At 68.1% G+C, this 12,425-nt stretch carries 9 protein-coding genes; 1 reads left to right on the top strand and 8 read right to left on the bottom strand.

All coding sequences use genetic code 11. From position 1 onward, the window contains the following. Positions 1 to 155 precede the first annotated feature (155 nt). From HUA74_RS44335 to HUA74_RS44305, 7 genes are all read right to left on the bottom strand, one after another. The gene (locus tag HUA74_RS44335) at positions 156 to 1,544 is read right to left on the bottom strand and encodes a HAMP domain-containing sensor histidine kinase (RefSeq protein ID WP_174459414.1); all 1,389 of its coding nucleotides are present in this window, start codon (positions 1,542 to 1,544) and stop codon (positions 156 to 158) included. Then, positions 1,541 to 2,269 (bottom strand): response regulator transcription factor, encoded by a 729-nt coding sequence (locus tag HUA74_RS44330; protein ID WP_174459413.1) that lies wholly within the window; start codon positions 2,267 to 2,269, stop codon positions 1,541 to 1,543. The genes HUA74_RS44335 and HUA74_RS44330 overlap by 4 nt, the downstream gene beginning before the upstream one ends. 285 nt (positions 2,270 to 2,554) lie before the next feature. After that, positions 2,555 to 4,087: a S1 family peptidase gene (locus HUA74_RS44325; protein WP_174459412.1), complete on the bottom strand. Its 1,533-nt coding sequence runs from the start codon at positions 4,085 to 4,087 to the stop codon at positions 2,555 to 2,557. Between the two features lie 224 nt (positions 4,088 to 4,311). Beyond that, a complete protein-coding gene (locus HUA74_RS44320) occupies positions 4,312 to 5,832 on the bottom strand; it encodes a long-chain fatty acid--CoA ligase (protein WP_174459411.1) in 1,521 nt (506 codons plus the stop codon). Positions 5,833 to 5,884: 52 nt separating this feature from the next. Next, positions 5,885 to 6,874, bottom strand: coding sequence for an LVIVD repeat-containing protein (locus tag HUA74_RS44315; RefSeq protein ID WP_371817407.1), 990 nt, complete (start codon positions 6,872 to 6,874; stop codon positions 5,885 to 5,887). A gap of 153 nt (positions 6,875 to 7,027) precedes the next feature. Then, complete coding sequence (locus HUA74_RS44310; protein ID WP_174459409.1) at positions 7,028 to 7,576, bottom strand: hypothetical protein; 549 nt, start codon at positions 7,574 to 7,576, stop codon at positions 7,028 to 7,030. Positions 7,577 to 8,651: 1,075 nt separating this feature from the next. After that, entirely contained in the window at positions 8,652 to 9,689 is a 1,038-nt protein-coding gene (locus HUA74_RS44305) for a medium chain dehydrogenase/reductase family protein (protein ID WP_174459408.1), read from the bottom strand. 152 nt (positions 9,690 to 9,841) lie between these two features. Here HUA74_RS44305 and HUA74_RS44300 point away from each other — a divergent pair, with 152 nt between their 5' ends. Next, entirely contained in the window at positions 9,842 to 10,864 is a 1,023-nt protein-coding gene (locus HUA74_RS44300; protein ID WP_174459407.1) for a lipase, read from the top strand. 377 nt (positions 10,865 to 11,241) lie between these two features. Here the strand turns inward: HUA74_RS44300 and HUA74_RS44295 are convergent, their stop codons facing one another. Beyond that, a complete protein-coding gene (locus HUA74_RS44295) occupies positions 11,242 to 12,423 on the bottom strand; it encodes an alpha/beta fold hydrolase (RefSeq protein WP_174459406.1) in 1,182 nt (393 codons plus the stop codon). Positions 12,424 to 12,425: the final 2 nt, after the last annotated feature.

The following is a 12,425-nucleotide window of genomic DNA, read 5'->3' as shown; positions in this document are numbered from 1 at the left end:
TTTCCCGGCCGCAAGCCGCCGCTCCTCAAGCTGCTGCACTGTCCAGTGCTTTGGCTGCCACGCCATGGACGCCCCCCTCCATGGCATAACCCTCAGCCCCTAACCCGACTTCCCTGAAGGGGTTTAGTCATGGCCGCCGCGCGGGAGGTGGCGCGCTACCCCTCGATGCGCGACTCGGCATACGGGACGGGTAGCAGGATGCGGGCCGTGGTGCCCACGCCCGGCCGGCTCTCCAGCGTCAACGTCCCGCCATGCGCATCGACGATGCGGCGGGCCAGCGCCAGGCCCATGCCCACGCCTCCCGTACGGCGCGCGCGGCTGCGGTCCGTGCGGAAGAACGGCGTGCCTACGCGGGACAGGTCCTCCGGCTCGATGCCGATGCCCTCGTCGCAGACCTCCAACGACAGCGCCCCCAACGTGTCCGCCTGGGCGCGCAGGCGCACCGGCGTCGGAGACTCGGAGTACTTGCCCGCGTTGTCGAGCAGGTTGTCCAGCGCGCGCCGCAGCAACACGGGGTCCGCCTCCAGCGTGGGCATCGTGCCATCGACGCTCACCTCCAACACGCGCTCCGGACGCGCGGAGCGGAAGCGAGAGGCCGCCTTCTCCACCAGTCCTTGAATCTCCACCTGCTCGGGCCGCAGATGCGGAGTCCCCGTGCTCGCGCCCTCCGAGGCCAGGTCCAGCTTCGCGGTGGTGAGCACGTCGTCCACCAACCGCTCCAGCTCCGACAGGTCTCCGGTGATGTCCGTCAGCATCTCCCGCGCGGTGGCCGCGTCACCCTCTTCCGCCAGGTCCAACGCCACGCGGATGCGCGCCAGCGGCGTGCGCAGCTCGTGCGACACGTTGGCCAGCAGTTCCTTCTGCGAGCGCAAGAGATTCGTGATTCGCCCCGCCATCTCGTCGAAGGCCTCCGCCACCTGTCCCAATTCGTCACGCCGGCGGATGCCCGTGCGCGTGTCCAGCTTCCCCTCGCCCAGCGCGCGCGCCACCTCCGCCAGTCGCTGGAGCGGACCGGCCAGGGTGCGAGCGAAGGCCAGCGAGGTGATGGCCGTACACAGCAGCACCGCGCCGAGCACGAGCGCGGTGTTGCCCGGAGGAGGCTCGGGGGGACGGGTGATGATGGTGGCGTAGGCCTCCACCGGCCCTTCCTCGGGAATGGGCAACGTGAGCGAGTGCGGAGGAGGCCCTCCCGAGAACCGCTGACCCCGCGCGGCCAGCTGCTCCAGCTCCACGGGCCCCAGGGCGGGGGAAGGTGCCGCGGAGTTCGTGGCGATGAGCCGCCCGGACACATCTCGCAGCGTCACCCGGGCCTCGAGCAGCCGCGCGGCGCGGTCCAGCGACGCCTGGAGGGCCACCGGGTCCCCCAGCAGCTCCTCCCACTCCCGGATGTTGTACGCGGCATTGCGCGCGAAGCCGTGCCGCAGTGGCTTGTCCAGGATGAAGAAGCGGGCGATGTAGAGGGTGGCGACGACCAGCACCAGCTGGGCGATTCCCACCAGATAGATGCGCAGCAGCAGCCGGCCAGGCGTCCGCAGACGACTCACGTTTCCTCTCCGGTGGCGAGCATGTAGCCGGCGCCGCGCACCGTCTTCAGCAACAGGGGATTGCGCGGGTCCACCTCCAGCTTCTGACGGAGCCGGAAGATGTGCACGTCCACGGAGCGGTCGAACACCTCGTCCGCGCTGCCCTTCACCAGGTCGAGCAGCTGCTCACGACTGAGGACGCGGCCCGCGCGCTCGGCCAGTACGCGCAGCAGGCTGAACTCGTACGTGGTGAGCTGCAACGGCCGCCCATCCAGCGTCGCGCGGAGGCTGCGAGGGTCCAGCAGCAGTCGCCCCGCCTGCACGGGCTGCGTGGAGGGACCCGCCTTGCCCCGGGCCCGACGCACCTGGGCGCGAATGCGGGCGAGCAGCTCGCGCGACGAGTAGGGCTTGGGCAGGTAGTCATCCGCGCCCGTCTCCAGGCCGAGCACGCGGTCCGCCTCCTCTCCGCGCGCGGTGACCATGATGATGGGCACGTCGGTGCGGCCCCTCAAATCCCGGCAGACCTCCAGCCCGTCCCGTCCGGGCAGCATCAGGTCCAACAAGACGACGTCGAACACATGGCGGCTGGACTCCACCAGCGCGTCGTTGCCCGTGTGGGCCAGGGTGACGACGACACCATGCTCCTGGAGGTAGCGGGCGGTGAGCCGAGCCAGTCGCTCGTCATCTTCGACGAGCAGGACCTGGATGGTGGCTTCCTCCAGGTGGGGACGATTGAGCTGCTCCATGCGCGTGCTCCTCCTGCCTTCCGCGGACCTTCCAGACGGAAACTAACAGCGGAGCCGTGGCCCAGGAGCAAGCAGGGAGGAGTCTGGCACCCCATTGGACTCCGGCCGGGTCCACCGAGGGCAATCATGCTCCCGGGCCACACCGTGAAGGTGGCACCGGGATGTGTCCGGGATGCGTCCCTCGCATGACGGATTGTTACAGCGAGCAACAGGGCCCGCCCGGCCACCGGACAGCCGGGCGGAGCCCCGTCGGGTCCCCTCACCCCGCGAGGCAGGCGCCTGACCTCAGCGCAGGGTCCACTTCTGGTTCGCGGTGCCGGCGCACTCCCAGATTTGCAGCCGCGCGCCGTTGTTGGGGTTCCAGTCCTTCACGTCGATGCACTTGTTGGCCTGCGGGTTGACCAGGTCCCCCGCGCCGCTGAGCACGAACTGCTGGGCCGCGTTGCCGTTGCAGTCATGGAGCTGGATGAGCGCGCCGTTCGCCGTGGAGCCCCAGGTGACATCCATGCACTTGCCGAAGGCGCGCAGCGTGCCGTCGCCGTGGAACGTCCAGCTCTGCGCGGCGCTGCCGTTGCAATCCCAGAGCTGGATGGGCGTGCCGTTGGCGGTGTTGGAGTGGTCCACGTCGATGCACCGGCCGTTGAGCCCGACGATGGCGCGCCCCCCGCCGCCACCGCCGTTGGTCGTGAGCGACAGGCCGTAGACGGAGAGAATCTCGTTCACCGGCTGGTAGTACATGGTGCCGCCGGTGGAGCAGTTGCCCACGCCGCCAGACGTCACGCCCTGCGCCTGGTTGCCCGACATCCACGAGCCGCCCGAGTCGCCACCCTCCGCGCACGCGTTGCTCCGCGTGAGGCCATACACGGGGCCGACGCTGTAGTTGACGGTGACGTTCTTCGCCTCGATGACGCCACAGCGCCAGCCGGTGGTGGAGCCAGAGCGACACACGGACGCGTTGATGCCCGCCTCGGCGGAGCCCGAGACGATGACGTTGCCGCCCGCGTAGTTGTAGACCCACGGTTGCGAGGCCCACGAGCCGTTGACCTGGACCCAGCCATAGTCGTTGTTCGGGAAGGACGAGCCGCGCACGGTGCCCTGCGCCACACCGTTGAAGCCGGCCGTGCTGGAGTTCACCCCACCGCAGTGGCCCGCGGTGACGAAGCCTCCCGCGACGGAGAAGCCGACGGAGCAGCGCACGTTGCCGTTGATGTAATAGGCGTCACCCCCGCGCAGGTCATACATGGGCCTGGGCTGCTCGGAGGAGACCTCCACGCGCACCGCGCGGTCCGCCGCGCCACTCTCCGCGATGAAGCGCTCGGCGTTCACCACCGCCGCGTCCTTGGCGAGCACCACCACGCTGTTGGTGATGACGTCCACGTACCAGCCATGGATGTCCTTGCTGGCCACGTCCGCGCCCCTGTCCAACGCGGCCTTCAGCGCGTCCAGCTCGCGCTCCGTGCGCGTCACCCAGCGCGGCTCCGCACCCGCCCTGCGCGCGGCCTCGGCACCCTCGGCGGTGGTGACACCGACGATGAGCCGGTCCCCCTCCTCGCTCAGCCACGCGCCACCGAAAGACGCGCCCAGCTCCCCGCGCAGCGACGCTTCCGTGCGCACCGCGAGCGCCTCCGTGGCCAGCCGCTGACGCGCCTGCACGGCCGTCAGCCCCAGGTCTCGCTGCATCGCCTGGAGCACCTCGGGAGACACCTCCTGCGCGAGCGAAGCCTCCTCGGTGGGGGCCGCCAGCGCGGACATGGGGATGACGGCGGCACCAGCGAACAGCGCCGTCGCGGTGGAGAGCGCCTGGAGTCTTCGGTTCATGGGGGCTTCCTTTCGACTCGACACGGGGAAAGCGCACCGGCGAACGGGCCGGTCCGCGCATCCACGGAAGCGGGATTCAGGAGCCAAGTCAAACAATTCAAGTATTCCTAGAAAATCACGTCACTTTTGTCGGACGAAGAATAAAGTCGTCGACACATTGGACGCGCGGAGTCATTTCCGCTGCGCGGACATTTCTCCAATACATGGACGAAGATGAATCCCTCTCAGGCCAGGCCGTGTGCGGAGGCCAGCGCGCGGCGGTCCACCTTGCCGGCGGAGGTCCGAGACAGGGCCTCCACGAAGCGCACGGAGCGCGGCATCTTGTAGCGGGCCAGCCGGCCATCGCAGAAGGCCAGCAGGGATTCGGCGGTGAGCGAGGCGCCCGCGCGGAGCACCACGAGCGCGCGCGGCGTCTCGCCCCACTTCGCGTCGGGCACGCCGATGACGGCGACCTCGGCGACGTCGGGATGACCGGACAGGACGCTCTCGACCTCGGAGGGATAGATGTTCTCCCCGCCGGAGATGATGAGGTCCTTGCTGCGGCCCACGATGCGGAAGCAGCCGTCCCCGTCACGCAGGGCCAGGTCTCCGGTGCGCAGCCAGCCGCCGACGAAGGTGCGCGCCGTCTCCTCGGGACGGCGCCAGTAGCCGGCGCACACGTGGGGGCCGCGCAGCAGCAGCTCCCCCACGTCCCCCGGCTGTCGCTCGTCCTCGATGCGCGCCTCCACATGGAAGAGCGGCACCCCGACGAAGCCCGGCTTGCGGCGCACGTCCGACGGAGGGAGCCAGAAGTTGTTGGGGCCCGCCTCCGTGAGGCCGTAGCCCGTCTTGAAGGCCACGCCCTTGGTGAAGAAGCGCTCGAACACGGACAGCGGACACGGCGCGCCCCCGCTGACGAGCAGCTTGAGGTGGGAGAAGTCCGCCGACTCGAAGCGCGCGTGGCGCTGCATCTCGATGAACATGGTGGGCACGCCGAAGACGAGGCTCACCTCTCGCTGATGGATGAGCTCGAACACCTGCTCCACGTCGAAGCCCTTGCACACCACGGAGGCGCCGCCCACGTACACCAGCGGCAGCGTGAAGACGTTGAGGCCCCCGGTGTGGAACAGCGGCGCGTTGAGCACGGCCACGTCGTCCGACGTCAGGCCCCAGCTCACCACGGTGTTGACGGCATTGGCCGTCACGGAGCCATGGGTGAGCACCGCGGCCTTGGGCACGCCGGTGCTGCCGCCCGTGTAGCAGAGCACCCACGGCGACTCGGCCTCCAGCTCCAGCACGGGGAGCGAGGAGGCAGGTGCCGCGTCCCGCTCCGTGATGAAGGAGCGCTCACCCGGGTCGGGCTCGGCGAGCCCCAGCCAGTGGCGCACGAAGGGCGCGCGGGCGCGCACGGTGTCCACCTGGGTGCGCAGCTCCGGGCCATACACGAGGACAGCGGGCTCCGCGTCCGCGAGGATGCCGACGAGCTCCGTGGCGCTGAGGCGCCAGTTGAGCGGTTGGAGGATGGCGCCCAGCTTCGCGCAGGCGAAGAGGAGGTCCAGCGTCTCGACACAGTTGTGCGCGAGCACGGCGACGCGGTCTCCACGCTGGACGCCGAGCACGTGGTGCAGGTACGCGGCGGTGCGCGAGGCTGCGCCATCCCACTCGCGATAGGTGATGCGGCGGCTGCCCCGGGTGGAGTCGACGAGGGCGGCGTGGTCGGGGTCCAGTGCGGCGCGGCGGGCCAGCCAGTCATGGACGATGGGCATGGTCCCGCACGCTAGCCGAGCGCCGGGAGATGTGCCCGGCTCCCAGCACGCCTCAGAGCCCTGGGAGGATGAGCAGGCCGCGCACCCCGTCGACGGTATAGACGTAGCCGTCGCCCGGCACGCGGATGCCGATGGCTCCGTCCCACGAGGACGTGCCTCGGAGGGGGTCCGTCGCGCGCCAGGTGTTGAAGTAGGCGATCTCCCGGGGACTCTTGGGGATGGACACGTCGAGGACGCGCACGCCGTGCTGGTAGTGGGCGATGTAGAGACGGTTGCCCTTGAGCTCCAGGTTGTGGATGGAGGCCCAGCCCGGCAGACGGTACTCGCCGATGAGCGTGGGATTCGCGGGGTCATTGAGGTTGAGCACGCGCAGGTGGGCGCCCCAGTCCTCTCCTGCCTCGAAGGCGATGCGGTTGTTGTGGAAGTACGCCACGCGAGAGGTGTGGCTGCTGGCTCGCGGGTACTTGTATGCGCCCAATCGCTTCGGGCTCGCCGGGTCACTCATGTCGACGATGACGAGTCCCGCGCGCCAGTGACTGATGAAGAGCGTGGAGTTCAGGGTCGTGGCGTCGTGCGGGTAGGAGCCCGGTTCGGTGCCGATGCTGGGGTCGAGGTAGCGACCGAGCAGCACCGGCTCCCGTGCGTTGTTCACGTCATAGGCATGCACCTCGCCAGCGGGCCCCACGGCCATGGCGTACAGCCGGGAGCCATCCACGAAGAGCGTATGGACATTGCTGCGACTCCCTCCGGACAAGTCGCGCAGGAAGCGAGGGTCCGCGGGCTGGGTGAGGTCGAACACGAGGACACCCCGGTCGGCGCTCGCGACATGGAGGGCGTCGTCCTTGGCCCACACGCCGTTCCAGTAGCTCTCCTCGGGGAACTGGATGAACTTCACCAGTCGGGGAACCTTCCGGTCCTGGAGGTCATAGACGTGAAGACCGCCAAGCCCCATGAAGTAGTCGTCGATGGACACGACGTAGGCATGTCCCTTGGAGACAAAGACATCCACGCCCCGGCCGGATTGCAGACCGCCCTCGCCCACCAGTCGCAAGCCTCCCGAGAGAGACCGGCCCGGATAGCTTTCGCCAAACGGCCGCGGGCCTTTTCCATATCGTGACGAAATGGGGTGCCATTCAATTCCAGACACCCACACGCCTTCAGGGGTGAGGCGCACCGAGGCCCTGGACGGCGCGGCTCAGGGCTGGACGTAGGTCTGCAGCAGGGAGCTCGTCCGCTCTCTGGAGCGTCGGAAGGCCACGCGTCGCTCCGTGGGGTCCTCGGGCACGGCCATCAGTCCGACGAGGGCGCGGGTGCCTCCGTCCGCGCCGATCACGTTCTGCACCACCACGGACGTCTTGTGGCCGAACGCCTCGGCCCAGGGGGCGCATTCGGCCATGTTGATGCGCTCCTGTTGGGAGTCCGTCCAGGCGATGCAGGGGTATTCGGAGCAGTCCATGGCCTCCAGCTTCATCTTCAGGCCGCACTCCTGGATGGAGCGCTCCACGAGGGCCTGGAAGCCCTTGGGCGTGAAGGCAGGGGGCGCGTTGGCGGGGAAGGGCAATGGGAGACTGTCCTCGGAGGGCGGCACGGGCGCGGGAGCCGGTGGCGCGGGTGAGGGCGAAGGCGCGACAGCCTGAAGGCGCGTCTCGGCCGAGCGCCGTGCGTCCTGGGCCTCCTTCAACTGACGCTCGAGCGTGGCGACACGCCCGTCGAGTGCCTGCTCTCGCGGGCAACGGTCGTCCACGACCGCCTGGGCGACCGAAGCGGGTTCGGGCGGAGGTGGCGCCTGGTTGTGACGGCTGGACAGAACCACCACGCTTCCCCAAGCACCCAGGACAAGGCCCAGGACTCCCGTCACCACAGGCAACGATTTCTTCATCGTGATGAAAGCCTTTCACCGGCCCGTGGGCCTGTCCAATTCACGGCACCCGCATCTGGGCTGTCCGTCGGACCACGTGACCGGCCGATTTCGTCGGGAGAAACAGACAGGCCTGAGAGGTCCAACAGATAGAGACACACGTCGCGAAAAGCCCTGCCCTCTCCTTCGTCATTGGGTGACCACACCTGATATGCCCGATAGCGCCCTTGCCGGACACCTTCGAGCAACCAGATGGAGGCATCCAGATCAATCACCTCCCCACGCGTCTTTCGCGTCCTGTACTTCCAGAAACCAAAGTCGTCCAACCTGCGCAGAACCTCGGACCACTCGCTGGGCAGTAGAAAGCGGGTGCGATGGAGCGTGGGCCCAGAGGCATGGATATCAGCCTCTCTGCGCTCCCAGCTCACCTGGAGTCGATGGATATCTCCGAAGCGCTCGACCCGGACGCTCACGGGCTTGGGAAAGGAGTGCACCCAGGTGAACCGGTAGACCTCCGTCCCTGATGCCGCGGGCCAAAGAGGTCTCTCGCCTAGTTGATGAAGGAACTCAGAGCACATACAGCGCGACGACTTCTCGTGCTCGCCACTTTGGGCGTCTGGCTCGAATTCAGAGTTGAAGGTGACGGCCAGGGCGCCCGCCGGCATGAGGACAGGCCACTGAGATTGCTCTTCCGGCCCCCGCACACAATGAGCTTCAGGTTCCACCGGGACCTCTGTGGAACCAGATGTTTCTCCCCTCCGAGCCTGATCCACCTTTCCTCGCGGAGCACATCCCACGGGCATCATGGCCAGACAGAAGATGACGACCCGCCACATCCCACTCGCGGAGGTGCCACTGCGAACCGAGGGCGAAGACATGGCGGCACTCTGAGGAGCACCGCTCCAACAATCCTCACGGAAGGCTCACGATTCTCGCACGACACCGTGAGCCCCACCCGCGCTCAGGGCACCAGCACCAGCTTGCCCACCGTCGTCCCGGACTCCAGCGCCTTGTGCGCCTCCGCGACGGAGTCCAACGGGAACTTCGTCACCTGCGGCGACACCAACTTCCCCTCCTCCACCCACGCCAGCAGCTTCGCCATGCTGTCCTCCAGCACGAAGCGCTGCTCGAACAGATACGACAGGTTGAACGCCAGCACGCTCGTGTTGTCATTCGTCAAGGTCAGCGGGTCGAAGCGCGGTGTCCGCATCCAATCCCACGCCAGCTTCGCGTAGTTCGGTCGCCCACCCGTGCGCGGCAACATCGAATGAAACCCATAGATGACCAGCTTCCCCGGTGACGCCAGGTGCCGGTAGCTGTCGCGCAGCGTGGACGGCCCGTTCGCATCCAGCACCACCTCGTACCCCTTCGGTGACGCCGCCTCCGCCGCCTTCCACAAGTCCTCGCGGCTCTTGTCGATGACCACGTCCGCGCCCAACGCACGCGCCGCCTCCACCTTGTGCGTCCCACCCACCACGCCCACCATCCGGCACCCGGCGATGCGCCCCAACTGCAACAGCGCGCTGCCCACCCCGCCCGCCGCCGAGTGCACCAGCACGTTCGTCCCCGGCCTCGGATGCGCCAGCTCGAACAGCGCGTAGTACGCCGTCAGGAACACCGCCGGAAATCCCGCCGCCTGCTCCATCGTCAGCTTCGACGGCAGCGCGAACACCTGATGCCGAGGCACCGCGACGTGCGTCGCATACCCGCCGAACCGCGTCACCCCGAACACCCGCGCCCCGGGCGCCAGGTCCTCCACACCGGAACCCACCGACTGCACCGTGCCCGCGAATTCGAAGCCGGGGGTAATCGGCCACCCCACATACTCCTTCGCGGAGGCGTACAGGCCCATGCGAATGACGCAGTCCGCATAGTTCACCCCGATGGCCTCCGTGGCCACCACCACCTCCCCCGGTCCAGGTGAAAGCTGATTCAGGTTTTCAAGTCGGAGCTGCCCATATCCACCGGCTTTCGGAATGACGACCTTGCGTGCGCTCATGTCCCCGTGAGTATCACGCGACGCAGCGCGACAACGTGAATGAGCGTTCACGTGGCGGGCGACGCGCGCACGAGATGTCTCTACACTGTGTCTCGCGCTCGATGACTTTCATTGGTCCGGGCGCGCATCCCCCACAACAGAAGGAGTCCTCCATGCGATTGCGGCATTCGCTGTTCCTCATGGCCCCGCTGCTCGTCGGCGCCCTCACTGGCTGCGGACCCGAGCACGAGGAGTCACTCGCTCCCGAAGCCCCCGCCGCCGAGCAGCTCGGCACCACCGAGTCCGCCGCCGTCTCCACCGCCGGCCTCACCACGCACTTCCGTCAGTGGCTCTCCGCCAACGGCTACGACAGCTACGACTTCCCCCGCGCCGACCTCGTCGGCGGCAGCTTCGGCGGCAAGGCGAGCGGCACCGACACCGTGGTGAACACGCCCGTCATCTTCATCCACGGCAACTCCGACAAGGCCGTGGGCACCGGCACCGCCGGCCAGTCGGGCTGGAACGCCTCCATCGAGTACTTCCTCGCCAACGGCTACAAGCCGAGCGAGCTGTACGCGACGACGTGGGGCCCCGCGGAAATCATGCAGACCGCGGTCCAGTACCACTCGAAGACGAACGTCATGAAGGTGCGCAAGTTCATCGAGGCGGTGAAGGCGTACACCGGCGCGACGAAGGTGGACATCATCACCCACTCCATGGGCGTGACGCTCGCGCGCAAGGCCATCCTCGGCGGCTCGGCGAATGACTCGGCCAACGGCGGCGCGTACAACGTCGGCGCGGCGCTCACCGGCTCGGTGGACACCTTCGTCGGAATCGCCGGCGCGAACCTGGGCCTCACGTCCTGCTACCAGACGGGCCCGTCGACTCCGACGTGTGGCTCCACCAACGGCCTGTATCCGGGCTACCTCTACTTCGGCCTGGTGATGGGGCGCTCCGCGTACCTGGACAACCTGCGCTCCACGAGCGGCTACGAGGGTGCCTACCGCTACAGCATCTATTCCACGGCCGATGAAATCATCAACTACGGAGGCATCGTCTACGGCGAGTACACCTCCCGCATCCCCGGTCAGAATGGGGAGAAGGTCTACTCGGCCTATCCCTACGGGCACTTCAACTCGAAGGACCTGACCGCGGCGGTGCAGTACAGCATGGTGCGCAACCACACCATTCCGTAAGGCACGCGCCACGGGCTCCCGGCACGCCGACGTCCAGGCGCCGCCGGGAGACACGGGCCGGTTCGGCATCACACCAGGAAGGACGGAAGCGCCTCGTCCTTCGACAGCACCGTGACAGCGAGCTCCGGCACCTTCGTCACCGAGGGCGCCGGTCGACGGCCCATCCACGCCGTGGGGGAGTGGATGCGGCCGTCCTCGCGTCACGGGCCGGGGCGACGCGCCTCATCCACACCGAGGATGAGGCCGTCCCCATGTCGCGAGCACCGGACGACGACCTCGCATCCACGCCAACACCGTCACGCATCCAGCACGACGCGTCTCTTCGCGAGCACCACCCGCGCCGCCGCATCCCACTCAGGACGCGGCGGAGCCAATGCTCACGGCCTCGGGCCATGCGACGGAGCCGGCGCATCGTTCTGCGCGGGCGTGGGCGAGGGCTGGCTCCCTGGTGCCCCCGGTACCGGCGCGGGCTCACCCGGCTTCGGTGCCTTGTCCTTCGGCTCCTCCTTCGGAACAAAGGGCTTCGCCGCCGCCGGGTCCTTCAGGAACGCGAGCACCGTCTCGTTGAACGGCGCCGGGCAGTCGAGCTGCACCGTGTGGCCACAGCCCTGCATCGGCGCCAGCGCGGCACCAGGGATTCGGGACGCGCCGTACTCCATGATGTCGCGCGCGTCGCCGCCGTGGAGGAACGGGTTGGGAATCAGCCGGTCATCCGTGCCGTAGACGATGAGCGTGGGCACCGTGACGTGCTGGAGGCCCTCACGCACGAAGTCGTTGTGCGCCAGCCCTCGCACCGTGCGGACGTTGGCGTAGGCGTACGAGTCGAACTCGGGCGACTTCGCCAGCCGCACGCGCTCCTCAACCAGCCAGTCGAGCTGTGGCCCCCAGTGCATGAAGTTGCCCTGGCGCACGCTGCCCCAGATGTTCGCCTCGGGCGCGTACTTGATGAAGTCCGCGCTCATCACCCGCGCGAACCACGCCTTCTCCTTCCAGCTGAACTTCTCGAACCCGGCCGGCGACACCAGCACCAGCGCGCTGAGCGACTCCGGATAGCGGATGGCGTACGACAGCGACGTCTGCCCACCCATCGAGTGTCCCGCGAGGATGGGCTTGTCCACGCCCAGTCCTCGCGTCAGCTCGTGCACCACGTCGGCCATCGCCTCCATGGTGTACGGGAAGGTCGCCGGCTTGTCGGACTTGCCGAAGCCCGGCAGGTCCACCGCGATGACGCGATAGCCCTGCGCCTGGAACACATCCAACTGCGCCCGCCAGAACTTCAGATAGGAGCCAAGGCCGTGCACGAAGACCACCGTCTTCGCGTCCGGCGACGAAGCCGGCAGGTCCACGTAGGCGACGTGCAGCTCGGTGGCCAGCTTGTAGCGGGCGGTGACGTCTGGCAGCGCGGCGCGGTGTACGGGCCAGGGCTGCTTCGTGCCCTCGGTGGAGTAGTCGAGGTCCTGGAAGGACAGCGCGGACTCGCCAGCATACGAGCGCACGCAACCGGCGGAGGACAGCCCCGCCGCGAGGAGCAACGCGGTGAAAGCGCGGGAGGAGCTCATGG

Source organism: Myxococcus sp. CA051A (genome assembly GCF_013336705.1).
Classification (GTDB): domain Bacteria; phylum Myxococcota; class Myxococcia; order Myxococcales; family Myxococcaceae; genus Myxococcus; species Myxococcus llanfairpwllgwyngyllgogerychwyrndrobwllllantysiliogogogochensis.
The sequence above is the reverse complement of the archived record's forward strand: the minus strand, read 5'-3'. Positions and strand labels throughout refer to the sequence as shown.